At 60.6% G+C, this 26,231-nt stretch carries 21 protein-coding genes; 12 read left to right on the plus strand and 9 right to left on the minus strand.

From position 1 onward, the window contains the following. Positions 1-18: 18 nt before the first annotated feature. The 3 genes from HMPREF3056_RS02040 (at position 19) to HMPREF3056_RS02050 (ending at position 5,305) form a co-directional block, all read left to right on the plus strand. The gene (locus HMPREF3056_RS02040; RefSeq protein ID WP_049154885.1) at positions 19-2,316 is read left to right on the plus strand and encodes a RelA/SpoT family protein; all 2,298 of its coding nucleotides are present in this window, start codon (positions 19-21) and stop codon (positions 2,314-2,316) included. 194 nt (positions 2,317-2,510) lie between these two features. Next, complete coding sequence (locus HMPREF3056_RS02045) at positions 2,511-4,646, plus strand: bifunctional metallophosphatase/5'-nucleotidase (protein ID WP_070679732.1); 2,136 nt, start codon at positions 2,511-2,513, stop codon at positions 4,644-4,646. A gap of 101 nt (positions 4,647-4,747) precedes the next feature. Continuing rightward, positions 4,748-5,305, plus strand: coding sequence for a DUF421 domain-containing protein (locus HMPREF3056_RS02050; RefSeq protein WP_180963910.1), 558 nt, complete (start codon positions 4,748-4,750; stop codon positions 5,303-5,305). A gap of 302 nt (positions 5,306-5,607) precedes the next feature. On the opposite strand, the gene HMPREF3056_RS02055 is transcribed toward HMPREF3056_RS02050, so the two are convergent. The 3 genes from HMPREF3056_RS02055 to HMPREF3056_RS02065 form a co-directional block, all read right to left on the minus strand. Further along, positions 5,608-5,859 carry a hypothetical protein gene (locus HMPREF3056_RS02055; RefSeq protein ID WP_046648585.1) on the minus strand — a complete coding sequence of 84 codons (252 nt, stop codon included), beginning with the start codon at positions 5,857-5,859 and terminating at the stop codon, positions 5,608-5,610. 45 nt (positions 5,860-5,904) lie between these two features. Further along, the gene (locus tag HMPREF3056_RS02060) at positions 5,905-6,309 is read right to left on the minus strand and encodes a hypothetical protein (RefSeq protein WP_070679734.1); all 405 of its coding nucleotides are present in this window, start codon (positions 6,307-6,309) and stop codon (positions 5,905-5,907) included. Positions 6,310-6,597: 288 nt separating this feature from the next. Continuing rightward, positions 6,598-7,458: a peptidylprolyl isomerase gene (locus HMPREF3056_RS02065; RefSeq protein ID WP_070679737.1), complete on the minus strand. Its 861-nt coding sequence runs from the start codon at positions 7,456-7,458 to the stop codon at positions 6,598-6,600. A 106-nt stretch (positions 7,459-7,564) separates the two neighbouring features. On the opposite strand from HMPREF3056_RS02065, the gene tpx reads away from it, so the two are divergent. The 3 genes from tpx to hisS are packed head-to-tail and all read left to right on the plus strand — an operon-like array spanning position 7,565 to position 9,989. Continuing rightward, positions 7,565-8,062, plus strand: coding sequence for a thiol peroxidase (tpx, locus tag HMPREF3056_RS02070; RefSeq protein ID WP_070754013.1), 498 nt, complete (start codon positions 7,565-7,567; stop codon positions 8,060-8,062). After that, positions 8,062-8,706 carry an MBL fold metallo-hydrolase gene (locus tag HMPREF3056_RS02075; protein WP_046648577.1) on the plus strand — a complete coding sequence of 215 codons (645 nt, stop codon included), beginning with the start codon at positions 8,062-8,064 and terminating at the stop codon, positions 8,704-8,706. Before tpx ends, HMPREF3056_RS02075 begins: the two co-directional genes overlap by 1 nt. 5 nt (positions 8,707-8,711) lie before the next feature. Further along, on the plus strand, positions 8,712-9,989 hold the full coding sequence (gene hisS / locus HMPREF3056_RS02080; RefSeq protein ID WP_070545625.1) for a histidine--tRNA ligase: 1,278 nt from the start codon (positions 8,712-8,714) through the stop codon (positions 9,987-9,989). On the opposite strand, the gene HMPREF3056_RS02085 is transcribed toward hisS, so the two are convergent. The 6 genes from HMPREF3056_RS02085 to HMPREF3056_RS02110 form a co-directional block, all read right to left on the minus strand. After that, the gene (locus HMPREF3056_RS02085) at positions 9,986-11,395 is read right to left on the minus strand and encodes an L-serine ammonia-lyase (protein ID WP_070754014.1); all 1,410 of its coding nucleotides are present in this window, start codon (positions 11,393-11,395) and stop codon (positions 9,986-9,988) included. The genes hisS and HMPREF3056_RS02085 overlap by 4 nt on opposite strands. A 73-nt stretch (positions 11,396-11,468) precedes the next feature. After that, entirely contained in the window at positions 11,469-12,146 is a 678-nt protein-coding gene (locus HMPREF3056_RS02090) for an FMN reductase (RefSeq protein WP_049154570.1), read from the minus strand. Further along, the gene (locus HMPREF3056_RS02095; protein ID WP_070545634.1) at positions 12,147-13,253 is read right to left on the minus strand and encodes an LLM class flavin-dependent oxidoreductase; all 1,107 of its coding nucleotides are present in this window, start codon (positions 13,251-13,253) and stop codon (positions 12,147-12,149) included. It abuts the gene before it with no gap. Positions 13,254-13,298: 45 nt separating this feature from the next. Continuing rightward, complete coding sequence (locus tag HMPREF3056_RS02100; protein WP_070545636.1) at positions 13,299-14,021, minus strand: CBS domain-containing protein; 723 nt, start codon at positions 14,019-14,021, stop codon at positions 13,299-13,301. Positions 14,022-14,159: 138 nt separating this feature from the next. Then, on the minus strand, positions 14,160-15,749 hold the full coding sequence (locus HMPREF3056_RS02105) for an inorganic phosphate transporter (RefSeq protein ID WP_198525934.1): 1,590 nt from the start codon (positions 15,747-15,749) through the stop codon (positions 14,160-14,162). 337 nt (positions 15,750-16,086) lie between these two features. Then, a complete protein-coding gene (locus HMPREF3056_RS02110; RefSeq protein ID WP_049154573.1) occupies positions 16,087-16,980 on the minus strand; it encodes a KPN_02809 family neutral zinc metallopeptidase in 894 nt (297 codons plus the stop codon). 233 nt (positions 16,981-17,213) lie between these two features. On the opposite strand from HMPREF3056_RS02110, the gene aspS reads away from it, so the two are divergent. From aspS to mltG, 6 genes are all read left to right on the plus strand, one after another. Next, positions 17,214-19,034, plus strand: a complete 1,821-nt coding sequence (gene aspS / locus HMPREF3056_RS02115) for an aspartate--tRNA ligase (protein WP_049154574.1) — start codon at positions 17,214-17,216, stop codon at positions 19,032-19,034. Between the two features lie 64 nt (positions 19,035-19,098). Further along, positions 19,099-20,316, plus strand: coding sequence for a phosphotransferase family protein (locus HMPREF3056_RS02120; RefSeq protein ID WP_070516934.1), 1,218 nt, complete (start codon positions 19,099-19,101; stop codon positions 20,314-20,316). Then, on the plus strand, positions 20,316-21,671 hold the full coding sequence (locus tag HMPREF3056_RS02125; RefSeq protein WP_049154576.1) for a replication-associated recombination protein A: 1,356 nt from the start codon (positions 20,316-20,318) through the stop codon (positions 21,669-21,671). Before HMPREF3056_RS02120 ends, HMPREF3056_RS02125 begins: the two co-directional genes overlap by 1 nt. A gap of 67 nt (positions 21,672-21,738) precedes the next feature. Then, positions 21,739-24,426, plus strand: a complete 2,688-nt coding sequence (alaS, locus tag HMPREF3056_RS02130; RefSeq protein WP_070516936.1) for an alanine--tRNA ligase — start codon at positions 21,739-21,741, stop codon at positions 24,424-24,426. Between the two features lie 58 nt (positions 24,427-24,484). After that, a complete protein-coding gene (ruvX, locus tag HMPREF3056_RS02135; protein ID WP_070516938.1) occupies positions 24,485-25,033 on the plus strand; it encodes a Holliday junction resolvase RuvX in 549 nt (182 codons plus the stop codon). A gap of 22 nt (positions 25,034-25,055) precedes the next feature. Beyond that, positions 25,056-26,231 carry an endolytic transglycosylase MltG gene (mltG, locus tag HMPREF3056_RS02140; protein ID WP_070513327.1) on the plus strand — a complete coding sequence of 392 codons (1,176 nt, stop codon included), beginning with the start codon at positions 25,056-25,058 and terminating at the stop codon, positions 26,229-26,231.

Here is a 26,231-nt window from a genome sequence, read left to right on the forward strand (position 1 = left end):
TACTTCGCGGAGGCAGACATGACGACTGAAAAGCAGGACAAGACTGCATGGCGGCCAGGCGGCGTCCGCGGCATGTCCGCCCGCCTGGCTCGTTCGCTCACGGGCGGCAGAGTAAAGATCAATCCGGCGCTCGACCCTCTGATGTCCATTCACCGGGAGTTTCATCCGAAGGCCGACGCGGAACTACTCAACAACGCCTACACCACGGCACAGCGTCTGCACGAAGGCGTTTTCCGCAAGTCCGGTGAGCCATACATCACGCACCCGCTGGCGGTAGCCACCATCGCCGCGGAGATAGGTATGGACACCACGACCGTCGCAGCAGCGTTGCTGCATGACACGGTGGAGGATACCGACTACTCGCTCGAGGATCTGACTCGTGATTTTGGTCCTGAGGTGGCCCGACTCGTCGATGGTGTTACGAAGCTCGACAAGGTTGCACTCGGCGCCGCTGCGGAAGCGGAAACGATCCGCAAGATGATTGTGGCAATGGCTACTGATCCGCGCGTGTTGGTTATCAAGGTGTGCGACCGTCTCCACAACATGCGCACGATGCGCTTCCTCCCGCCGGAAAAGCAGGCGAAGAAGGCACGCCAGACTCTCGACGTCATCGCGCCGCTGGCTCACCGCCTCGGAATGGCCAGCGTCAAATGGGAACTTGAGGATTTGGCCTTCGCCATCCTGTACCCGAAGAAGTATGACGAAATCGTACGCATGGTGGCCGACCGTGCGCCCTCGCGCGATCGAGCGCTCAAAGAGATCAAGGCTCAGGTTAGCCAGGCGCTGAAGGCCAACGGCATCGAGGCCGAGGTGATGGGCCGCCCGAAGCACTACTGGTCGATTTACCAGAAGATGATTGTGCGCGGACGTGACTTCGCTGAGATTTTTGATCTCGTCGGTATTCGCATCCTTGTCGATGACATTAATTCTTGCTACGCGGCGATCGGTGTAGTGCACTCGCTGTACCAGGCTCTTCCGGGGCGCTTCAAGGACTACATCTCCTCACCACGCTTCGGCGTGTACCAATCGCTGCATACCACCGTGATTGCGGCCGGTGGCTCCACTCTTGAAGTGCAGGTGCGCACGCACGAGATGCACTACAACGCTGAGTTCGGCGTGGCGGCGCATTGGCGCTACAAGGAAACCAAAGGCAAGAATTCCGGCCACCAGGAAGAAGTCGACCAGATGGCGTGGATGCGCCAGCTGCTGGATTGGCAAAAGGAAGCAGCAGATCCCAACGAGTTCCTCGACTCCTTGCGCTATGACCTGACCGCTAAGCAGATCTTTGCGTTTACGCCGAAGGGCGACGTGGTTAACCTGCCTGCCGGTTCCACCCCCGTTGACTTTGCCTACGCTGTGCACACCGAGGTGGGGCACAGGTGTATCGGCGCCAAGGTCAATGGCAAACTCGTGGCTTTGGAGTCTGAGCTCAAGTCCGGCGACAAGGTGGAAATTTTCACTTCGAAGGATCCGAACGCAGGACCGTCGCGGGATTGGCAGGAGTTCTTGGTGTCGCCCCGGGCGAAGACGAAGGTGCGGCAGTGGTTTGCCAAAGAGCGCCGTGAGGAGCATCTTGAAGCCGGGCGCGATGCCCTGGCCGCTGAGGTTCAGCGCGGTGGTTTGCCCATGCACCGCTTGTTCACCGCCAGCTCGATGAAGCAGGTGGCCGAGCAGCTGCACTATCCCGACGTGGATGCGTTGTACACCGCTATCGGCGCGGGCCACGTATCGGCGCAGCACGTTGCTAATCAGCTCATGGCTCTCTTTGGGGATCAAGATGACGCTGTCGATGCCTTGGCTTCGCGCACCCCGCTGAGTGAGCTGGAGAACTCCCGCGCGCAGCATACGAAGGATTCCGCATCCGGCACCGGCATTCTGGTGGAGGGAAGCCCAGACGTCATGGCCAAGTTGGCGAAGTGCTGCCAGCCCGTGCCAGGAGACGCCATCTTTGGCTTCGTTACCCGCGGCGGTGGGGTGTCTGTGCACCGTGCTGACTGCACCAACGCTGAAAAGCTGAAGTCCGAGCCGGAGCGCATGATGCAGGTGGAGTGGGCCGGTGGGCCGAAGTCTTCTGGTGCTTTCTCCGCAACGCTGCAACTTGAGGCCATCGACCGCCAGGGCCTGCTCTTTGAGCTGACTCGTATCTTCAGCGAGCAGAGCCTCAACGTGCTATCGATGACGTCCAACCGCGGCGATGACCACATCGCGACCGTTCGCTTTACCTTCTCGGTGTCCGATACCAAGCAGCTGGGGCAGCTCATGACGACGCTGCGCAACACCGAGGGAGTCTTCGACGTTTACCGCGTCACCGCCTAGGCGAACTGAGGCCCACGGCTAAACCACCACCCCTCAACCGGGGGGTGTGTGGTTGAACACTGGGTTGCGCAGGGATGAAAACGGGGAAGACACTAGGTGAACCTGCAGGTGGCAGCGTTAGCGAGCCCTGCGCCACCGTGATGGATGCGTTATAAACGCGTGGACAAGATTCCTCTCATCTTCAGGAGTACCACGTGAATTTCCGCCGCTTTGGCCAGCTGTTGGCCGCCACCACAGTCACCGCCGTTGCCGTCTCCGGCGCACCTGCCTTCGCCGCTGAGGCCGACCAGGTGACCTTCTCCGTCACCAACTTCACCGATTTCCACGGCCACCTTGAGCTGGCCGAAAACTTTGATAAAGAAACCGAGGAACTGGTTGGTTACTCCGAGATGGGTGCTGCTCGCATGGCTGCGCTCATTAAGGCCGTCAACAAGGACCAGGAGTACGCCTTGACCTCCTCCGGTGATAACGTTGGCGGTTCCGCTTTCGTGTCTGCGATTTCTGGGGACAAGTACACCAACGAGGCCCTCAATGCTATGAATCTCGATGTCACGGCCGTGGGCAACCACGAGTTCGACAAGGGCACCGATGACCTGATGGGCCGTATCAAGGACCAGTCCAACTTCCCGATCCTGGGCGCCAACGTCACCAAAGATGGCAAGCCCCTGCTCGATGCTTCCTTCGTCAAGGAGGTAGACGGTGTGAAGGTGGGCTTCGTTGGTACCGTCACCGAGAACACCAAGTACAAGGTGTCCGCTGCGTCCATCCCGGGCGTCGAATTCTCCGACCCGGTCGAGGCCACCAATAAGGAAGCCGCCCGTCTGAAAGAGTCCGGCGAGGCAGAGGTGGTTGTGGCGCTCATGCACGAGGACGCCCAGCAGTTCGCTGAGGGCTTCAGCAAGGACGTGGACATCCTCTTCGGCGGTGATACTCACGTCAAGACCCAGGGCGAAATTGCCCGTGACGGCGCATTGCCGCTGTACTGGGCACAGGGCTACGAGTACGGCAAGGTGCTTAACGACGCCGACATCACCTACGACAAGGCCGAGAAGAAGATCACCAAGATTGATCTCAAGCAGTACGATGTGGCCGACGCAGAGGTCTTCTCCCAGCTGCAGGGCCTCGAAGACGACCCCGAGGTAGCTAAGGTCGTCGAGGAAGCAAAGAAGGTAGCGGAGATTGAGGGTGCTAAGACTGCTGGTACCACTGAGAAGGCCATGTACCGCGGTTCTGATGAGGGCAAGGACACCGGTTCCAACCGCGGTGTGGAGTCCACCCTTAACAACTTCATTGCGGAAGGTCAGCGCTACGCTCTAGCCAAGCCGGCGGGCAAGGACATCGAAATTGGCGTCATGAACGCGGGCGGTGTGCGCGCCGACCTCAAGGAAGGTGACGTTACATACCAGGACATCTTTGCTGTTCAGCCTTTCGGAAACTCCGTGATTACCGCTGAGGTCAGCGGAGCTGACTTCATCACCGCACTGGAAAACCAGTGGAAGCCTGGCCAGTCCCGCCCACGTCTGGCTCTAGGCCTGTCCAACAACGTCACCGTTGTCTACGACCAGAAGGCTGAGCAAGGCAAGCGCGTTAAGTCCGTCACCATTAACGGTGAACCGATTGACCCGAACAAGAATTACAGCATTGCTCTGTCCTCCTTCCTCGCATCCAGCGATACGGAAGCAGGCGGCGATGGCTTCTTCGAGCCCGGTTCCATCAAGAACCGCAATGACGTTGGCCACATGGACACCCAGGCGATGATTGACTACATTGCGTCCGGAGAGTCCAAGGTCCGCACCGGCCAGGGTCAGATCGGTGCTCACATTGAGGGGGACCTGAAGCCGGGCAGCGAGATTACCATTGACCTGTCTTCCCTGAACTACTCCAACGCTGAGGAGCCGCAGGCTAAGAAGGTCACCGTTGCACTGGGTGACGCTAAGGCTGAGGAAGACATTGATAACGCAGCACAGCCGGGTGATGAGCAGTTTGGCGAGCGTGGCCGCGCAACCGTCAAGCTCACCATCCCGGAGGGCCTAGAGGGCGAGCAGAAGCTGTCCATCACCACGGATGCTGGTACTAAGGCTGTCCTGCCTATCACCCTTGAGGGCGCGGGTAACGACGAGGACCCGAAGGACCCAGAGAACCCGAAGGATCCGAAGGATAACGGCTCCAACAAGGATGTAGCGTCCTCCGTCGGCCTGGGCGTGGGGATCACCGTGGCCATTGCTGCTGCCATTGCCGCTGTGATTGGCGCTATTAACCTGCCGGCAGGCGCGCTACCGGCTCCGGTACAGCAGATGATTGAGCAGCTGCGCAAGCAGTTCAACATCTAGTCAGTCTCGTTCCTAAAGCCCGCACTGAGGTGCGGGCTTTTCGCATGCGGAAGGTATGGTGGGAAGCTGTGGATACACTGAGGCTATTTGGACGCGAGGCAATGTATCAGCTCGGCATCGAGCCTCACCGCATCCCGGTGGTGATGTTCGCAACGCTGGGCATCTACTTGGCTTTCATGCTCTTGGTCAAGCTTTTCGGTAGTCGGGTGCTGACGTCTATCACGGCCTCAGATGCTGTCATCATCATTATGTTTGGTGCGGTTTCGGGACGCGTCATCGTAGGCAACCCGCCCACGCTTGCCGCCGGCATCATCGGATTGTTTACGCTCATGTTGTTGGAGGCCGCTTTCGGCACCTTCAGACAGCTGGTGAGGTGGTCGAGGTTCATTGACCGAAAACCGGTCCTTTTGGTGTACAAGGGGGAACTGCAAGAGGACAACATGCATTTTGCGCACATCACCGAGAGGGATATCAATTCCGCTGTGCGCAAGGCGGGGCTCGGACGGCGTAGCGACGTCCAGCTTATGATTCTGGAACCGACTGGTCAGATTTCGGTCATCCGCCGTGGCCAGCTTGTCGACGCTTCAGTGTTTAAGGATATCCTCGGCGCCGAGCGCATCGAAGAAGTCGAAGAAGACTCGCAAAAGGATAGCGAATAGATTCTCGCCAGCTGTTAGACCTGCTAACCACTGTGAGGGTTGGAGTCCTGAAGGACGTGCCGAGACACCTTTCTCCATTCCACACGAGAGCGCGAGCCTCATGGGGTGGGGACCAGACTGCCCTACGTGACGAAAACATAGCCCGATCCCCGGGGCGGGAGGGAAAACTTTGGCAACTAAGGCAGCACGTCCAGGGCAGCAGTGTCTAGGGCAGTAACGGTCAAACGGGGGATGGCCAGCCCGCAAAACGAAAAATCTCCTCCGGCGCGTTGAACGCGGGAGGAGACTTACGTGCTTGCGGCTTAGTTGCCAGCGAGCTTGTCGCCGAGACGCAATGCGTCATCCATGGCGCCGATGATGGAGGTGATAACCTTGATCCACTCGCGGATCTCCTTCGGGCTGACGTTGCCCTCATCGTCGGAGGAGAGAGCGAAGAAAGCAGCGGAGGAGCTATCGTTCTCGACCGGAGCAGCGGAAGCAACAGCGGTGCCGGAGAAGGTGATGGTTGCAGCGGTAGCGACGGCAACGAGGGACTTACGGGAGAAGAACTTCATGGTGGAGTGTCCTAATCTTTGGAGAGGGTGGAAAGAGAAACCGAATTACTTCGCGTTAGGAGCGAAGTTCTTCTGGTAGAAGGCGAAGACGGTGCCCAGAGCGCCGATGATGGCGGTGAAGACTGCGATCCAGTCGCGGATCTCAGACGGCTTCATGTCGGTGATGGAGGAACCCTCAGAGTCGTTGGAGGAGGAAGAAGAGGACTCCTCTTCCTTCTCCTTGTCGTTCTCGGACTCGGAGTTGTCGGTCTCCTTGTTGTTGTCCGTGGTGGACTCGGAGTTGTCGGTCTCCTTGTCGTTGTCCGTGGTGGTCTCGGAGTCTGCGGACTCGTTGGTTACGACTGTGGTGTCCTCAGCGGTGTCCTCAGCGGAAGCAACGGACACGCCGGACAGGGAAACGGTTGCAGCGGTAGCGGCAGCAACAAGGGCCTTACGGGAGAAGAACTTCATTCTCGTTCCTTAAGATCTCGGGAATTTCAAAGACCTCACAGATGCTACTGAGACATTGTGCGATTTGCAAGAGATTTGGCAATTAGTTGGTGAGTCTGTGTATCTGCTGGCCGCCGTATGTGAGCTGGGGATATTAAACAGAGGTGCCCGTGGTGGGTGAGTGGTTTGCCAAATGAACTGCTCAAGGCTAAGAAATTCTTAGTACTGGATGGGGTGGGGCGGAGTGATAAAGAAATGGCCCCGCTCGCTGAACGCGAGTGGGGCTAATCACCGTAAAGGGGGTAAAACTTATCCCTCGATGGTTGCCTTGGTGATGCGCACCTCTTCGGCGGGCTCTCCGTCAGACTGTCCATCCTTGACGCCCTTAGCAGCGATAGCGTCGATGGTCTTCTGACCCTTCTCCGTCAAATCACCAAAGTAGGTGTAGGAGGGAGGAAGCGTCGAGTCCTTGTAGTTAATGAAGAACTGCGAACCGTTGGTATCTTCGCCGGCGTTGGCCATCGCGATGGAGCCCTTCGGGTACAGGGCAGGCTGTGCCTTGGCGGCATCGTCAGACTCATCGGTGGGGTACTCGTTGGCAAACTGGAAGCCCGGTCCACCGGCGCCCTGGCCGGTCGGGTCGCCACACTGCAGAACGAAGATGGTGCCATCGGTCATGCGGTGGCACACGGTGTCGTCATAGTACTTCGCCGAAATCATGTCCGTGATTGCGTTGACGGTACACGGAGCCAGGGAGCGGTCGAGGGTCATCTCGATGTCGCCCTGCTTGGTGGCGAAGTTGACGGTCACCTCACCCTTGGCTGGAATGTCCTTGCCGTTAGGCGTAGGCACCTCACGGGAGGCGTCACCTGCTTCTGGGTATTCACACGTTACGGTGTCACCCAGCGGTGTGGCACGCTTGCCGGTCAAAGGCTCGGCGGTGGGGGCTTCGGTTGTGGTCTCCGCGGCCGAGCTCTCCTCGGCCTGAATCTCCTCTTCCTCCGACGAGCGGGTAGCCAAGAACCAGATTCCGCCGACGAGGGCAATAATGACGACGGCTGCCATCACAACAACGCCAAGTGGGCGGCTCTTCTGTTTACGGTCGCGGGACTTCAGCTCGCGATCGAGCTGGTTGAGCGCATCATCCAAGCGCTGGCTGTTAGTAGACACCTATGTTTCCTCCACAGTGGTGGTTCACAACTTTCGACTCACCTATCCTAACCGCACCGTCCTACATCATGGCGCGACGCCCCGCGCGTCAGTACGCTTGGGTGCCATGGCTACAACGAATTTTCAGAATGAACCCGTCGAAACCAACGCCGAGCTGCCCAAGGTTGGTGAGGTCCTGCCGGACTTCACCCTTGTCGGTACCGATCTGGCAGAGCTGACCAAGGCAGACTTCGCCGGCAAGCGCCTCGTCGTTTCATGCTTCCCATCCGTCGACACTGGTGTGTGCGCGGCGCAGCTGCGCAAGTTCAACGAGGAGGCGGCTGGACTGGAGAACACTGTTGTTCTGTCTGTCTCTCGTGACCTGCCGTTCGCACAGGAGCGTTTCTGCGCAGCTGAGGGCATTGAGAATGTCGTCAGCGCCTCTGACTTCCGCTCTGACTTCGCGGATAAGCTGGGCCTCGTGCTAGAGGGGTCCCCACTCAAGGGCCTGTTCGCCCGCGCGGTCATCGTCACCGACGAGGACCACAAGGTGACCTACACCGAGCTGGTTCCGGAGGTCACGACTGAGCCGGACTACGACGCAGCTTTGGCAGCCCTCAAGTAATGAGCGCTCCCGAAATCTACGGTTTCGCCGCCGGGCCCTATAAAACCAACACTTATGTGGTGGCTAACGGATCCCGGGCGTTCATCGTGGACCCAGGGATGCACACGCGCGAGAAGCTCGAGCAGCTCGCGCGTGAGAAGTCCTTGGAGTTTGAGGCCGTCGTGCTCACTCACGGTCACATTGACCACACACGAGATGCTGCCGAGTTCGATCTACCGGTCTACATCCACCCGGATGACGCGTTCATGCTCGTGGATGGCTCCGGTGTGTCTCCCGAATCGCAGATGCTCTTTGCTGCCGCCTCCATGAAGCAGGTAGCGGACCGCCGCGACTTGATCGGTGGAGAAACGTTGAATCTGGTTGGCCTTGAGCTCAAGCTGCTCCATGCACCAGGTCACTCGCCCGGATGCGTCATTCTCGTGGCTGAGGGGGTTGCCCTAACGGGCGACGTGCTGTTTAAGGGCTCCATCGGGCGCACCGACTTGCCGCACTCCGACCACGCCGCGATGCAGCGTTCCTTGCGCGGCCCGGTGTGGGGCCTCGATGACTCCCTCGCTATCTTGCCGGGCCATGGCCCGACCACGACTATGCGTCGTGAACGCGCGACTAATCCGTTTCTACGCGCAGCGGGGGATGTACTCTAAAGGGCGTGAGTGATAAGAAGCAGTTCAAAGCCCTGTCCGCGCCTAAAGGTGTGCCGGACTACGTCCCGCCGCAATCGGCCATCTTTGCCAAGGTGCGCGACACCTTCGTGCACCAGGCACACCTGTCCGGCTTCCAACACATCGAACTCCCAATCTTCGAGGACACCTCGTTGTTCGCCCGCGGAGTGGGGGAGTCCACGGATGTCGTGTCCAAGGAAATGTACACCTTTGCCGATCGTGGCGATCGTTCCGTGACACTGCGCCCAGAAGGCACCGCTGGTGTCATGCGTGCGGTCATTGAACACAACCTCGACCGCGGCCAACTGCCGGTCAAGCTGAACTACTATGGTCCTTTCTTCCGCTACGAGCGCCCGCAGGCGGGCCGCTATCGCCAGCTGCAGCAGGTCGGAGTGGAGGCCATCGGCGTGGATGATCCGGCGCTGGACGCAGAGATCATTGCCTTGGCGGATCGCTCCTACCGCAGCCTGGGACTGAGCCAGTTCCGCCTCGAGCTTACGAGCTTGGGAGACCACGAGTGCCGCCCCGCTTATCGTGAGAAGCTGCAGGAGTTCCTGTTCAAGCTCGACTTGGATGAGGAAACCAAGGCCCGCGCGGAGCTGAACCCCTTGCGCGTTCTCGATGACAAGCGCCCGGAGGTCCAGGAGCAGCTTGTCGACGCCCCCCTCATGCTCGACCACCTCAACGCCGAATGCCGCGAGCACTTCGAGACGGTCACCGGCCTGCTCGATGACATGGGCGTGTCCTACACCATCAACCCGCGCATGGTCCGCGGCCTCGACTATTACACGAAGACCTGTTTCGAATTCGTCCACGATGGTCTAGGCGCGCAGTCTGGCATTGGTGGCGGCGGCCGTTATGACGGCCTCATGGCCCAGCTCGGCGGGCAGGAGCTGTCCGGCATCGGCTATGGCCTCGGCGTGGACCGCACGGTTTTGGCCCTGGAAGCCGAGGGCGTGGAGCTCGATGACGTCGACGAGCGTGTGGCCGTCTACGGCGTGGCCTTGGGCGCTGCAGCAAAAAAGAAAATGGTCAGCATCATTAATGACTTGCGCAAGGCCGGTATTTCCGCGGACATGTCCTTCGGTGACCGCGGCCTCAAAGGCGCGATGAAGGGCGCGGACCGCGCCAACGCGCGTTTCGCCCTCGTCCTCGGTGACCAAGAGCTAGAGTCTGGCACCGTGGCGCTCAAGGATCTGCGCGCGCACGAGCAGCACGACGTCCCCGTGGGGGACGTCGTCAAGCAGCTTCGTCAGCTGGTCTAGCACTCCACCTGGGAGACGGTGAAGCCCATCGTCTTCGCTAGACCACCGAGCGAGGTCTCCTTGTACTTGGAGAGCATGTCGCGCCCCGTTTCGGCCATCGTGCGCACCGCGTTATCGAGGGTAACGTGGTGCGTTCCCTCGCCCATGCGGGCCAGGCGTGCGGCGTTAATGGACTTGACGGCACCGATGGCGTTGCGCTCGATGCAGGGAATCTGCACGAGGCCGCCGACCGGGTCGCAGGTCAAGCCGAGGTTGTGCTCAAGCGCGATCTCGGCAGCATTCTCTACCTGTGCCGGAGTTCCCCCAAGCAGTTCGGCCATGCCGGCCGCAGCCATAGAGGAGGCGGAGCCTACCTCACCCTGACAGCCCACCTCGGCGCCTGAAATGGAGGCATTGGACTTGATGATGATGCCAACGGCACCCGCGGTCAGCAGGTAGCGGCGGGCATCGGCGCGCGTGAAGTCCGCCATGAAGTCGCGGGCATAATGGAGCACTGCCGGGATGATGCCACAAGCACCATTCGTCGGCGCCGTGATGACGCGGCCGCCGGCGGCATTCTGCTCGTTGACGGCGAGCGCGTAGAGGTTTACCCACTCCATCGCAGAGAAGCCACAGGATTCGTCGTCCTGCTTGGCCAACAACTGTTGGTACATCTGCGGCGCGCGGCGGTTGACGCGCAGGCCACCAGGCAAGATTCCCTTGGTGGAGATTCCCTCGGTCACGCATTCGCGCATAATGTCCCACACAAGGTCGAGGTGTTGGTAGACGTAGTCGAGACCGCCCTCGTCGCGGTGAAGCACAGCCTCGTTTGCCGCAACGATCTCCCAAATGGCCATGTCATTGGCAGCGCACAGGTGAAGCAGGTGCTCACCCGATTGGAACTCATAAGGAACGGTGTCCTCAGCAGTCGCCGCGGCGACACCTGCTGGAACGCCGGAGTCGGTTTGAAGCTGGGCATCAAACTCCTCGCGGGACAGGATGAACCCGCCACCGACGGAGAAATACTCCGCGTTCTCGGCGAGGATGGAGCCGTCTTCGTCCCAAGCAGTGAAAATGAGGCAGTTCGGGTGCTCGGGCACCGGCTCGTTGTTGAATTCGATGCTGTAGTCCACCTCACCTGCTGGGCCGCTGATGCTGCCCTCGGTGGGGATGAAGGCATCTGCGCGTGGCTCAGCATCGAGCGGAACGGAGAGCGGATCCCACCCGGCGAGGCCTAGAATGACGGCCCGGTCCGTAGCGTGTCCACGGCCGGTAGCGGACAAAGAGCCACGCAGTTCGATGTGGACCTTTGCCGGGTGTTGCTCAAGGGTCTCGAGGAAGGCCTTAGCAGCACGCATCGGGCCCACGGTGTGGGAGGAGGAGGGACCGATACCGATCGAGAAGATGTCGGTCACGCTAATTGTCATGGGGGGTTAAACCTCCTTAGAAGCGTTAGATAAGTTACGCCTTACGATAGTACCGAGCGCCCCCAGTAGTTGCTTAGCCCGGTTGGCCGTCGTGGCGGGACAGGAGTTCGCGGAATCCCCCTGAGCCCGAATCAGGTGCCTTCCCGGTAGAACCCTGGTGCGTGTTGCGCGGTTCGCCGAGAGAGCCGGCAAGGCCAGCTACGCGGTCGAGCGGGCGCACCATGAGGTCTGCGAGCTCGCCCGTGGCGCGCTCGATGCGCTTTTCATTGCGCGCGCCCTCAGCAGTGCCAAAGTCCTCCGTGGCCTGGAAGATCCCGGTGGGGACCACCGTGGCATGCAGGTAATTGAGTAGTGGGCGCAGGGCATAATCCAACACTAGGGCGTGACGGCTGGAGCCGCCCGTGGCCGCGATGAGGGTAGGAAGCCCCTCCAAGGAATGCGGCTCCAAGGTGTCGAAGAACATCTTGAACAGTCCCGAGTAACTGCCCTGGAACACGGGACTGACCGCGATGAGGCCGTCGGCATCCAGCACCGCGGACTGAGCCGCGTTAAGGCGGGGCGTGGGCGAAACCCAGTTCGTCATTGCTTCAGCTAGCTCGCTCGCGAGGTCCCGGAGCTCCACGACGGTGATGTCGGTGCCTTCGCCCCGCGCGGTGACGTGGGCGGAGGTGGCGGCCGAGAGGGCGTCGGCAAGCGCGCGCGTCGAGGACGGCGATGACAACCCGGCCGTAACGACAACGAGTGACCGCATCTACTTCTCCTCTCCAGGATTGACCAACGCGTGTGGCTCATAACTACCGAGCGTGGCGTGCGTTGGTGGGTCAGAAGGTACATGATCCGGGCGGCGCTCCTCAAAGCGGCGGCGCAGCTCAGGGACGACCTGCGTCCCTAGAATCTCAATCTGCTCCAGCACCACCTCTTGCGGGAGGCCGGCATGATCGATAAGGAAGAGCTGGCGCTGATAGTCGCCCACCCAGTCGGCGAACTGCAGGGTTCGTTCTACCACCTGCTCCACCGTGCCTACCGTCAGCGGGGTTTGTGCGGTGAATTCTTCCAAGGAAGGGCCGTGGCCGTAGACCGGAGCGTTGTCGAAGTAGGGGCGGAAGAAATCCTTCGCCTCCTGCTCGGTAGACCCGATGAAGACGTGCCCGCCGAGGCCCACGATGGCCTGATCCGCGCGACCATGACCGTAGGATTCGTAGCGGGTGCGGTAGAGGTTCACCATTTTCGCGGTGTGTTCCTTGTTCCAGAAGATGTTGTTGTGGAAGAAACCATCACCGTAATAGGCCGCCTGCTCAGCGATCTGCGGGGAGCGGATGGATCCGTGCCACACAAAGGGCGGGATACCGTCAAGCGGCGCCGGTGTGGAGGTGAATCCCTGCAGTGGGGTGCGGAACTTTCCTTGCCAGGACACGACAGGTTCGCGCCAGAGGCGGCGCAACAGGTGATAGTTCTCCACCGCCAGAGGGATGCCTTCGCGGATATCTTTGCCAAACCACGGGTAAACCGGACCGGTGTTACCGCGGCCCAGCATGAGATCGATGTGCCCGTCAGCCAGGTGCTGGAGAAAAGCGTAGTCCTCTGCAAGCCGGACGGGGTCGTTGGTGGTGATCAGCGTGGTGGCAGTGGAGAGGTGCAGGTTCTTCGTCTGCGCCGCGATGTAGGCCAGATGGGTGGTGGGTGCGGACGGGACGAAGGGTGGGTTGTGGTGCTCGCCGGTGGCGAAGACGTCGAGGCCCACCTCCTCTGCCTTGAGGGCGATTTCTGTCATAGCGCGGATGCGCTCGGCCTCGGTGGGGGTGCGACCGGTGGTGGGATCTTGCGTGACATCACCGATGCTAAAGACTCTAAATTGCATGCCATACTCCTCTCTGTGACATGTCAACAAAGTTTAGCCGGGTAATTATTCCCACTCAAGGGCGTCGACCAAGACTGCAAGATCCGCTGGCGTTGCGATGGCGAGCGGGCGCTGCGAAGGCTTGCCCTGCTCGGTAAGGAGAACCGCACTAGGATGCGTGCCGTCCGCCGCGGGTTCGGTGAGGGCATCGATGACCTCTTGCGCACTGGCGTTGCGGGGAAGGAACTCGGCCCTGTCCTTCTTCTCTGCAAACTCTAGAACGGCGCTAATCGACGCCGCGTTGACCACACCATCGTCTCCCAAATCTGCTGCGACCCAGCGGGCGATGACATTGGTCGTGAGGAGGGCTTGGTAAGCGCCGGAATCATAAATCGGGATCTGCGAATAGCCGGTCCTATTAATGAGCCGGAGAGCCTCCATGATCGGGGTATCGGGGCCAAGTGTGGTGACCTCACGGTTGGCGAGTAAGGACTGTGCCGTGGGCGGATCTGTAAGAAGCCGCTGGAGGTTCTCTAGCTGCGCCAGCACCTGTGGGTGCGGGGTAGCGATGGGCTCGCCGTCGAAATAGCGGCCGTGGGCGATGGCGTTGCGCAGATTACCTAAGTCCTTGAGCTGCTCTGCCTGGCGCTTGCTGAGCAGGTGTTTGTCGTGTGCGCGGTCGACAATCCACCAGAAGGAGTCGGAGTTCTTGGCCCCGACGGCCTGGCGGAGAAACTGCTCAATGTCGTTGAATGCGGAAAAGAATCTGGCCAGGGAGTTATCGCTCATGCCGTCCCAGTGTACGGGTGCTCTCAAACCCCAGTGGTCGCTGGTGGACAGAGAAAACAAAGAAGCCGCGAGTATCCCGAGGCGGCAGGAGACTCGCGGCGACTGGGTACGATGCCCTGTGCGCGTGTTGTGTTGAGACTAGAACACGACGCGCAGGATGGAGACCGTCACAGCTGCGATGGCAGCGGCGGCTGGGAGAGTGATGACCCATGCGAGGGCGATGGGCTTCATCAGGTTCCAGTTAGCAGCGCGGTTGACGATGCCGACGCCAAGGACAGCACCGATGAGGATGTGCGTCGAGGAAACCGGGAGGCCTAGGAGGGAGGCTGCCATGACAACGGCAGCGGCAGCCAGCTCAGCGGCGAAACCGGAGGAGGGGTGCATCTGGGTCAGGCCGGAACCGACGGTCTGGATAACGAAGCGGCCGATGAACCACAGGCCAGAAACGAGGGCAATGCCCATAGCCACCATGACCGGCAGCGGGACGGTGACTTCGTCAGAAATCCGGTTGGTCTGCAGGACATCGAAGACGGCGGCGAAGGGGCCGATGGCGTTGGCGATGTCGTTCGAGCCGTGCGAGAACGCGAAGGCGGAGGCGGTGAAGACCTGCATCCAAGAGAAGAGGAGGAAGGTGGAGCGGGACAGGGACTTCTTCTTCAGAGAGCGGGCGAAGATGAAGACGGCCATCCAGACCACGGCACCTACCATGCCCATGACAAGGAGGTTCTCAAGTGTGGAGAAGTCAACGCCGGTGTTCTTGAGGCCCTTGAAGAGCATCATCGCGGAGATGATAACAGCGCCCAATGCTGCCAGCAGCGGGACCCAGTTCTCTAGTGCGCGGTGCGCGTTGACGTCCTCGAGATCCTTGTTGAGGTTGTGCAAATCTCGGTAGTAGTCGGACTCGAGCGCCTCTGGATCGTAATCATCTTCCGCGGTGAGGGCGGCATCACGGGCCATGGCGTTGGTGTAGGAAATCTGCTGCAGCTCGTTCATGCGCTCGAAGCGGGTCTTGTGCTCCTTGCGCAGCTCAGCGCGGCGAACCTTGATGTCGCGCAGACGCTCGTCTGCGGCGTCGTTGTAGACGAGGATGGAAGCCTTAATCCACCTAAACAGCAGGTAAGCGGCAACACCGCCAAGAACTGGTGAAAGTACCCAGGAGAAAGCAATGGTGCCAATGCCGCCCCACTGCACCATGTCCATTCCGCCCTTGCCGGTGACGAAGCCGACGGTCAGCGCGGCGCCGACGATACCGCCGACGATGGAGTGGGTCGTAGAAACCGGCCAGCCCATGCGGGTAGCGACGAGCAGCCAGATGGCAGCGCCGAGCAGCGACGCCATCATGATGTAGACGAACTCCATGGGGTCGAGCCCGTCAATGGCGTCGAGGTCCACAATGCCGGAGCGGACGGTGTCGGTAACCTCGCCGCCGGCGAGGATCGCGCCGGATACCTCAAAAACCGCCGCAACAGCGAGGGCCTGCTTCATAGAGAGGGTTCCCGCACCCACGGAGGTACCGAAAGAGTTGGCGACGTCATTGCCACCAATGTTGAAGGCCATGAATACGGCGAAGATGATCGCGGTAACAAGGACGATCTTGTTAGCGCCCTCAGCAACCTCTCCGTTGCCCCAAATGATGAAGAGGACAAGAGTAACAGCGGTGATGGCGCCGAAGAACAAGTGCCAAATCCAGTCCTTGTTCTTACCATTCATCGTTTCGAGATCAGGCATCGTCGGCGTGGCGGTGCTCAAAACGTCGTTCCTTTCATGAAGAGAACGCTGCGTGATGAGGAAGCGCGGGCTGCCGCGGGCAAGGTAAAAGCGTCAATAATGATGGGGATTAACGTACCTGCTGCGGTGCAGGTGATGACATCACGCACAGTTCTTTTATGTTTTTAAAGACAGAGCGGATCCCACCACGAACCGGCGGGAACTTGATCAGGGTAAAGCATCAAGATTGCCGGCAGGTAAACGCCTCATGTATTTGAATTTAATCTGCACATTTTGTGGCACATTTGGGGGTGGTGTGGCCTTTCGGTGGACACACCAACATTTTTGACGCTCGGTATTAAGACTTATATACGCCTCGACCCAAAGTGTCGCACTGCTCCATCTTTCCGCTGTTATATCCGGCGAGGAAGGATTGTGCTCGGTCCTCAGAGGAGCCGTGTGTCCAGGTATCGGGGCGTACCTCGCCGCCAGAGCGGCGCTGGATGTTGTCGTCGCCCACGGCGCGGGCAGTGTTGACGGCGTCGGTGACCTGCTGTTCGGTGATCGTTTCGAGCAAAGCATCCTCACCCTTGTCGGCGTAGTGTGCCCACAGTCCGGCATAGCAATCCGCTTGCAGCTCAATCTTCACTGCGTTGGAGTCCTCGCCGGGTTCGTTGTAATTGGACAAGCTGAGTGTGCCCTCTAGCTTCTGAATGTGGTGGCCAAATTCGTGGGCGACGATATACATCTGTGCCAGAGGTGCATTATCCCCACCGAAGTTGCGGAGCTGATCGAAGAACGCGGTGTCGAAATAGGCGGACTCATCGGCCGGGCAGTAGAACGGCCCGGTGGCGCCGGAGGCTTGGCCACAGCCGGACATAGTGGTGTTGTTAAAGATGACGCGGCCGGGTTCGACGTACTCGATGCCTGCCTGATCCGGCAGCTGCTGGGCCCAGACCTTGTCGACGGACTGGGCGGCGAACATGACGCGGCAGTCGTCGTACTTATTGCCGTCCTCGGCAGTTTGGCAGTGTGCGAAGGCATCCTCTCCGCTTTCCTCTGGGCCGACCTGGGTTTGGTCGGGCTGAGGGCTGCTTTCGGTGATGTCACCAAGATCGCCGCCAAGCAAGAGATAGAGGCCAATGAGGAGGAGGGAGCCAATGCCGCCGCCGGTAGCGATCATGCCGCCGCGGCCCCCGCCGCCGGAGCTTGCTCGCTTGCCATCAAAGTTGGCGCCAGATTTGAAAGTCATGGTCCAGATTTTGCCATATGCGGGCGGTGATGTGCGTGTGATGAGGGGAGCTGCGTCAAGCGGGGGTACCAGTGCTCGACGTTCGGCGGCGCTCGGTGTTTACCCCAGCGCTGAGCAAGTCTGGTGCGGGCGGTAGACTTGGGCCGTTCAAGTTCTTGCATCCCTCGGCGCGTGCTGTCTACGCGTGGCGTGTGTGGGTGCGAGCGTCAACGATGAGAAGGGATTGATCGAGAGTGCTGCGTACACATTTGGCAGGCGAACTGCGCAAAGAGATGGCGGGGGAGACCGTCACCCTGACGGGTTGGGTGGCGCGCCGTCGCGACCACGGCGGTGTTATCTTCATTGACCTGCGTGATCGCTCCGGCGTTGCCCAGGTGGTTTTCCGTGAATCCGAGGTGGCTGAGCGCGCCCACGATCTGCGCTCCGAGTACTGCGTTAAGGTCACCGGCGTGGTGGAGCCCCGTCCAGAGGGTTCCGCTAACGCGAACCTGGCCTCCGGTGAGATTGAGGTCAACGTTACGGATCTGGAAGTGCTCAACAAGTCTGCAGCGCTGCCATTCCAGATCGATGATCCTTCTTCCTCCGGTGAGGTCGGCGAAGAGACTCGTCTGAAGTACCGCTACCTCGATCTGCGTCGGGAGCGCCAGCACGAGGCTCTGCGCCTGCGCTCGGCAGCTAACCGCGCCGCTCGCCAGGTCCTGGATAGCCATGATTTCACTGAAATCGAAACCCCGACCCTGACCCGTTCCACCCCGGAGGGCGCTCGTGACTTCCTCGTGCCCGCCCGCCTCAAGCCGGGCAGCTGGTACGCACTCCCGCAGTCGCCGCAGCTGTTTAAGCAGCTGCTCATGGTGGCCGGCATGGAGCGTTACTACCAAATCGCTCGCTGCTACCGCGATGAGGACTTCCGCGCGGACCGTCAGCCGGAGTTCACACAGCTCGACGTCGAGATGTCCTTCGTTGATCAGGACGATGTGATCGCTCTCGCGGAAGAAATCATCTCCGCCCTGTGGAAGCTCATCGGCTACGAGATCAAGACACCGATTCCGCGCATGACCTACGCAGACGCTATGAAGTACTACGGTTCCGATAAGCCGGACCTGCGCTTCGACATCAAGATCGTGGAATGCACCGAGTTCTTCAAGGACACCACTTTCCGCGTGTTCCAGAACGAGTACGTTGGCGCCGTCGTCATGGAAGGCGGAGCTTCCCAGCCGCGCCGTCAGTTCGATGCGTGGCAGGAATGGGCAAAGCAGCGCGGTGCGAAGGGCCTGGCTTACATCACCATCGCTGAGGACGGCACCTTGGGCGGCCCAGTGGCCAAGAACATTACTGATGCCGAGCGCGAGGGCATTGCTGAGCACGTCGGCGCCAAGCCGGGTGACGCCATCTTCTTCGCGGCTGGTGACACCAAGTCTTCTCGCGCTCTTCTGGGTGCAGCACGCGGCGAGATTGCAAAGAAGCTGGATCTCATCAAGGACGGCGACTGGGCCTTCACCTGGGTTGTGGACGCACCACTGTTCGAGCCTGCCGCTGATGCCACCGCCTCCGGCGACGTGGCTCTGGGCCACTCCAAGTGGACTGCGGTACACCACGCCTTCACTTCGCCGAAGCCGGAGTATCTGGACAACTTCGACGAGAACCCGGGTGAGGCGCTGGCCTACGCCTACGACATCGTCTGCAACGGCAACGAGATCGGCGGCGGATCTATCCGTATCCACGACCAAGACGTGCAGAAGCGTGTCTTCGACGTTATGGGCATCGGTGAGGAAGAAGCACAGGAAAAGTTCGGCTTCCTGCTCGACGCTTTCCAGTTTGGTGCCCCGCCGCACGGTGGTATCGCGTTCGGTTGGGACCGCATTGTCTCCCTGCTGGGCGGTTTCGACTCCATTCGTGACGTCATCGCCTTCCCGAAGTCCGGTGGCGGCGTGGATCCATTGACCGATGCTCCGGGCACCATTCCTGCCGAGCAGCGCAAGGAGACCGGCGTGGATTTCAAGCCGGAGAAGGCAGCCAAGGCCGCTCAGGGCGACAAGGCAGGGAAGGAGTCCTAGGTCGCTCAACTCGGTGATGTAGTTGGGCCTTCGATATGTGGAAGCAGGCAAGCAAGTGAATCCGATGGGACACGAGTCCAAGAAAAAATCTGTGGCGGATGCCGTGGTGGCGGAAGCCTCACAGATGCTCTCGCGCCGCTTTGGCGGGGAGCCTGAGCTTAGTGACGTCGAGCAACTCACTGGTTCGGGCAACGCCGTGGTGCTTCGTGCCCGCACGTCACCGAGTGCCTTTTTCCCGCATCGTTCGGTGGTCATCAAGTACAACCCAGTCACCGGGCACACCATTGATGACGCCGCCCTTCTGCGTGAGGTGGTGGCCTATCAGTTCACCACAGCGTTGTCCGAAGAGGTTCGCCCAGGCCCAGTACTGCTCGCACACGACGTCGAGAAGCGCATCTTGGTGCTGTCTGACGCCGGCGATGGCGACACCCTGGCGGACACTCTTGCCCGCAGCAATGACGAAGAACGCGGAGAGCTGCTCAGGTCCCTGGGCGGCGCGCTGGGCAAAATGCACGCGGGCACGGCTGGGCGCGAAGAGGATTACGAGGCTCTGCTGAACCGGCAGTTGCGCCGGCATCCCGAATACGCCGAGCACCAAGCCCTGCGGGATGAGTCTCTGAAAAGCTCCATCCTGATCGGTGCGGACATCCTCAGCGAAGCAGGACTGGAGCCACCAGAGCACGTCCGCGAACTAGCCCGCACCGCCATGCAGAGCTTTAGTTCTGGCCGCAACCGCGCTTTTACGCCCTTCGATCTGTCCCCAGACAACATCATCGTGGGGACAACACTGACCTTCCTGGATTATGAGTGGGCCGGTTTTCGCAACGTGGGCTTTGATGTAGCCTGCGTTGTCGCCGGCTTCCCACAGTTCCTCTTCAGCCGCCCGATTACGGATTCTGAGGCGGACGTCTTCATCCAAGCCTGGCAGCGCCGGGTCGTCGACGTGTGGCCGCAGCTGGCGGATGAGAAAACACTGCATGAGCTGATAGTCGCTTGTCTCATTGGTTGGGCTTTGTCGAGCGTGACCACCATGTATGCCGGTGGGATTGAAGGGGTAGTAGCACTGGCGGAGGGTAACGCCGAGATTTATCGTGACCCGCGTCGCTCGCTGCTGCGCCGCTCCGATCACGGCCCGTTCAGCGAGGATGAGCTCTTGATTCGGCGCGACCTTTATGAAACTTTCGAAGCGCTCTCACGTTTTGCCGCGCAGTGTAAGCACGATGGGTGCTCGACTGTTGCCGCTTTCGGTCGCGCTGTGGCCTCCCGTCTCCGGGAGTCCTGATGGGGCAGGAGTCACTCTTCGGCGACGACCAATCAGCGCCAAGCCTGCCGGGTGGCCCCGATATTTTTGCGACTCATTCGGGGTCACCGCTGGCCGCGCGCATGCGGCCGCAAAGCCTCGACGAAGTAGTGGGCCAAAAGCACCTTCTGGAACCCGGGACTCCGCTGCGGCGCCTCGTCGAGGGCTCCGGCGAGGCCTCCGTCATCCTGTACGGCCCGCCAGGCACCGGAAAGACGACCCTGGCTTCGCTGATCGCGTCCTCTCTGGGGGATAACTTCATCGGCCTGTCCGCCCTCGACTCCGGCGTCAAGCAGGTACGGGAAGTCATCACGCATGCTCGCCGCGAGCTGATTGAGGGCCGCCGCACAGTGCTCTTTATCGATGAGGTGCACCGCTTTTCCAAAACCCAGCAGGACGCATTGCTGGCTGCGGTGGAAAACCGGACGGTGCTACTCGTGGCAGCTACCACCGAGAACCCCTCCTTCTCCGTGGTGGCGCCTCTGCTCTCGCGTTCGCTGCTGCTGCACTTGGAGCCGCTTGACGACGCCTCCCTGCGCACTCTCGCCGAGCGAGCGCTGACGAGCGAGCGCGGCTTAGCCGGGCGGATCACCGCAACGGAAGACGCTCTGGACCAACTGGTGCTGCTCGCCGGGGGAGATGCGCGGCGAACGCTGACCTACCTCGAGGCTGCGGCCGAGGCGGTACCGGATGGCGGCGAGCTGACCGTTGACATCCTTAAAGACAACGTCAACCGCGCCGTGGTGCGCTATGACCGTGACGGCGATCAGCACTATGACGTCGTTTCCGCGTTCATCAAGTCCATCCGCGGCTCCGACGTGGACGCCGCATTGCACTACCTTGCCCGCATGATTGAGGCCGGCGAAGACCCGCGCTTCATTGCGCGCCGGCTCATCGTGCACGCCTCAGAGGACATTGGGATGGCCGACCCCACCGCGCTACCCACCGCCGTGGCCGCCGCGGAGGCCGCTGCGCTGATCGGCCTGCCCGAGGCGCGCATCCCGCTGGCTCAGGCCACGATCCACCTGGCTACTGCGCCGAAGTCGAATTCCGTTATTAATGCCATCAATTCTGCTCAGGCCGATGTCCGGGCCGGTAAGAGCGGTTACGTCCCGCCGCACTTGCGCGACGGGCACTACGAGGGTGCTAAGCGCCTAGGTAACGCCGTCGGCTATCAGTACCCGCATGATGATCCACGCGGTGTTCTAGCCCAGCAGTATCTGCCGGAGACGCTGGCCGATGCCGAGTATTATCAGCCCACCGACCACGGAGCGGAAAAGCGCGTGCGCGAGTACCTGGGAAGGTTGCGGGACATCATCCGGGGGCGGCGTCGCTAAGCACAGCACCGGACGGGTAAAGTTGAGCGCTGACTAGAAACCTCTCAACAGTGAAGGACTTTTGCTCGTGAAGACTCATGAGATCCGGGAACGCTTTACCCAGCACTTCGTCAAGGCCGGCCACGAAGCCGTCCCCAGCGCGTCGCTGATCCTGGATGACCCGAACCTGCTCTTCGTCAACGCCGGCATGGTTCCCTTCAAGCCCTACTTCTTGGGCCAGCAGAACCCGCCTTTTGCTAACGGTACGGCGACCTCCATCCAGAAGTGCGTGCGCACCTTGGATATCGAGGAAGTAGGCATCACCACCCGCCACAACACCTTCTTCCAGATGGCAGGCAACTTCTCCTTTGGCCAGTACTTCAAGGAGGGTGCTATCACCCACGCCTGGAACCTGTTGACGAACTCGGTAGAGGATGGCGGCTTGGGGCTAGATCCCGAGCGTTTGTGGGTCACGGTCTACCTCGATGATGATGAGGCAGCCGATATCTGGCACAACAAGATCGGTGTTCCCCGCGAGCGCATTCAGCGCCTCGGCATGGAGGATAATTACTGGTCCATGGGTATTCCTGGCCCGTGCGGTCCGTGCTCTGAGATTTACTATGACCGTGGTCCGGAATATGGTCAGGACGGTGGCCCCGTCGCGGACGATAACCGCTACATGGAGATCTGGAACCTGGTCTTCATGCAGAACGAGCGCGGCGAAGGCATCGGCAAGGGCAACTTTGAGATTCTCGGCCCGTTGCCTAAGAAGAACATCGATACCGGCATGGGCATCGAGCGCGTTGCCTGCATCCTGCAGGGCGTGGACAACGTCTACGAGACGGATCTGCTGCGCCCGGTCATTGACGTTGCCGAGGAACTCACCGGGGCGAAATACACGCCCGATGCGCCGAAGGAAGACTTGATCCGCTTCCGCGTGGTGGCGGACCACTCGCGCACCGGCATGATGCTCATCCTGGATGGCGTTACCCCCGGTAACGAGGGCCGTGGCTATATCCTGCGCCGACTGCTGCGCCGTATCATCCGCTCCGCCAAGCTGCTGGGTGCGAAGGGTGAGACCATGGAACGCTTCATGAACACCATCATGGACACCATGACTCCGTCCTACCCGGAGATTGCGGAGAACCGTGAGCGCATCCTGCGCGTCGCCGTGGCGGAGGAGAAGGCCTTCCTCAAGACCCTGGAGTCGGGCACCAAGCTTTTCGACGAAGCTGTCGACGAGCTAAAGAGCACCTCCCGCGCGGCCACCCCGAAGGTGCTGTCCGGTGAGAAGGCGTTTGAACTGCACGATACCTATGGATTCCCCATCGACTTGACATTGGAGATGGCCCAAGAAGCTGGCCTTAGCGTGGACATGGAGGGCTTTGATGCCGCCATGGGCGAGCAGCGCCGCCGTGCCAAAGCTGATAACCAGGCTAAGAAGCATGGTCACGCCGACTTGTCGCTCTACCGCGAGTGGGTGGATAACCATCCGACTCTGTTCACAGGCTACGAGACCTTGGAGTCCGAAGCCAAGGTACTCGGCCTCGTCCGCGATGGCGAGAAGGTCTCTGAAGTCCAAGCAGGCGACACCGTCGAGGTAATTCTGGACCAGTCGCCGCTCTACGCCGAAGCCGGTGGCCAGACCGCCGACCGAGGCCGGATCATTGCCGGTGAAACCCTCCTTGAGGTCAATGACGTGCAGAAGATCGGCAAGAGGCTGTGGGTCCACAAAGCTACGGTGACCGCTGGTGGCCTTGAACTGGGCACTGGCGTAACAGCCGAGGTAGACCAGCAGTGGCGCCACGGTGCCGTGCAGGCGCACTCCGCCACGCACCTCATCCACGCCGCGCTGCGCCAGGTGCTGGGGCCGACCGCTGTCCAGGCTGGCTCCTTGAACCGACCGGGTTACTTGCGCTTTGACTTTAACTACACCGACCAGCTCACCCAGGAGCAGCTCGATGAGATCGCTTTGGTGACTAACCAGGCGGTAGACCAGCACTTCCCGGTCAATACCATCGAGACTTCCTTGGACAAGGCCAAGGAGATGGGCGCGATGGCCCTGTTCGGTGAGAACTATGGTTCCGAGGTCCGCGTCGTGGAGATGGGAGGGCCCTTCTCCATCGAGCTGTGCGGCGGTACGCACGTGAAGAACACCGCAGAGATCGGTCCAGTGTCTGTCCTTGGTGAATCCTCCGTGGGTTCCGGTGCGCGCCGCATCGAGGCCTATTCGGGCTTGGATGCCTTCCGTTACTACTCCAAGGAAGCAGCCCTGGTGGAAGGTGTGTCTCGCGAGCTGAAGGTCCAGACCGAGGACCTGCCGGAGCGCATCGCGCAGCTGACGGAGAAGCTCAAGGCCGCAGAGAAGCAGATTGCAGAGCTGCACAAGGCCCAGCTCATGTCCCAGACTGCGGACATGATCTCTACGGCGAAGACCGTCAACGATTTCACCATCGTGGCCGTCAAGCTCCCTAAGGGTGTGAACGGCGGTGACCTGCGCACGCTGGCTTCCGACATTAAGAACCGCCTCGGTGATGTCGCTGGTGTGGTCGTCTTGGCATCGGAGAATGAGGGCGGCAAGCTGCCATTCATCGTGGGTGCCACCAGGGCAGCAATTGAGCGCGGTGTCAAGGCTGGTGACTTGGTTAAGCTGGTGTCCGGCTACGTTGATGGCAAGGGCGGCGGCAAGCCGGATATGGCTCAAGGCTCCGGCGCAAACGCCGAAGGCCTGCAAGCTGCCTTCGACGCCGTCCGTGATGAGCTCGAAACCCACTAATGGATGCGCACGAGTAGGTGTGCAGAAGTAGCTGACTCTCAGGACCAGGAGGAACACCATGGCCGTAGAGCCCGATAAGCCAGGAGTAGACGATCCCGGACCAGGGCGCCGGTTGGGTCTCGACGTCGGAACTGTCCGCATCGGCGTGGCGGTTTCCGATCGGGATGCCCGCCTGGCTATGCCGGTCGAGACCGTCCGCCGCGAAACCGGGTTTAAGGACCGCGACAAGGGTGACATCGACCGACTGCTTGAGCTTATTCACGAGTATGACGTCGTCGAGGTGGCGGTCGGTTTGCCGCGTGATCTCAAGGGCAACGGCTCATCAAGTGTTAAACATGCCAAAGAAATCGCGTTTCGTATCCGCCGCCGCTTGGCAAAAGATGACACGATAAACACACCTCCGCCTGTGCGCATGGTGGATGAGCGTCTCACCACAGTGGTGGCATCATCTGCACTGCGAGCCTCTGGCGTGTCAGAGAGACGCGGCCGTTCGGTTATCGACCAAGCGGCCGCGGTGGAAATTTTGCAATCCTGGCTGGATGCGCGCCATTTCGCGTTGAACGGCCACAGCCCTTCAAACCTAGGAGACGAAGTACGTGAGCCGTAAACCTTCACGCATCGGACGCTCGATGGAACCCCAGTACGTCAAGCGCCGCCAGCGCGGCATGGCCGTGCTTATTGCCAGCCTTGTCCTCATCATCGGCGGCCTCGGCTACATCGGTTTCCGCCTGTTGGGAGGGGGCAATACCTTGGACTATGAGGGACAAGGCAATGGTGTAACACAGCTCGTTCAGGTCCCGGAAGGCTCATCCATGGGAGAACTGGCACCTGAGCTAGCAGAAAAGAATGTGGTGAAGACGCCTGAGGCTTTCTCTTCGGCGGCCAATTCCAATCCGCGCGCGAGCCAAATCAAGCCCGGGTTTTACCGTCTCCAAGAGGAGATGAGTGCCAAATCCGCCGTGGAGGCACTGCTTGATGACGCCAACATGGTGGACTTGCTCGACGTGCACGGCGGAGCGACGTTGCTGGACGTCAACGTACTGGGGGGCGATGTCCGGTTTGGTATTTACTCCCTGATCTCGCAGGTCTCCTGTAAGGAGGGTGGTTGCGTATCCGCCGAGGAACTAGAGAAGATCGCGGCCACGGTAGACCCAGCCGAACTGGGTGCGCCGGACTGGGCCGTGGAGGAAGTCCGTGCCCGCGGCGAGGATCCCAAGCGTATTGAGGGGCTTATCGCCCCGGGACAGTACGTGCTTGACCCGAACATGGATGCCCAGGAGATCCTGACCGATCTCATCACTCGTTCGACGAAGAAGTACAACGACACCAACATTGTCGACCGCGCCCAGGCCATTGGCCTGAAACCCTATGAGCTTCTGACCGCAGCATCCCTGGTGGAGCGTGAGTCGCCGGCCGGTGAATTCGACAAGGTTGCGCGCGTCATCCTCAACCGCCTCGACGAGCCGATGCGCTTGGAGTTGGACTCCACTGTGAACTACGGGCTCGAGGACGTCGAGCTGGCCACCACCGATGAGGACCGTAACCGCGAGACCCCGTGGAATACCTATGCGAAGGATGGTCTTCCGGATTCCCCGATCGCCTCGCCGTCGGAGGAGGCCATCCAGGCTATGGAGAACCCGGCAGAGGGCAATTGGCTCTTCTTCGTCACGGTTGATGACAAGGGCACGACGGTCTTTACCGACAACTATGATGAGCACCTCGCCAACGTCGATGATGCGGTGCGCTCTGGCATCCTGGACAGCCAGCGCGAAGGCGCCGGCGAGCCACCAGCAGAGGAGCAGTAA

The organism is Corynebacterium sp. HMSC056F09, from assembly GCF_001815785.1.
Taxonomy (GTDB): domain Bacteria; phylum Actinomycetota; class Actinomycetes; order Mycobacteriales; family Mycobacteriaceae; genus Corynebacterium; species Corynebacterium hiratae.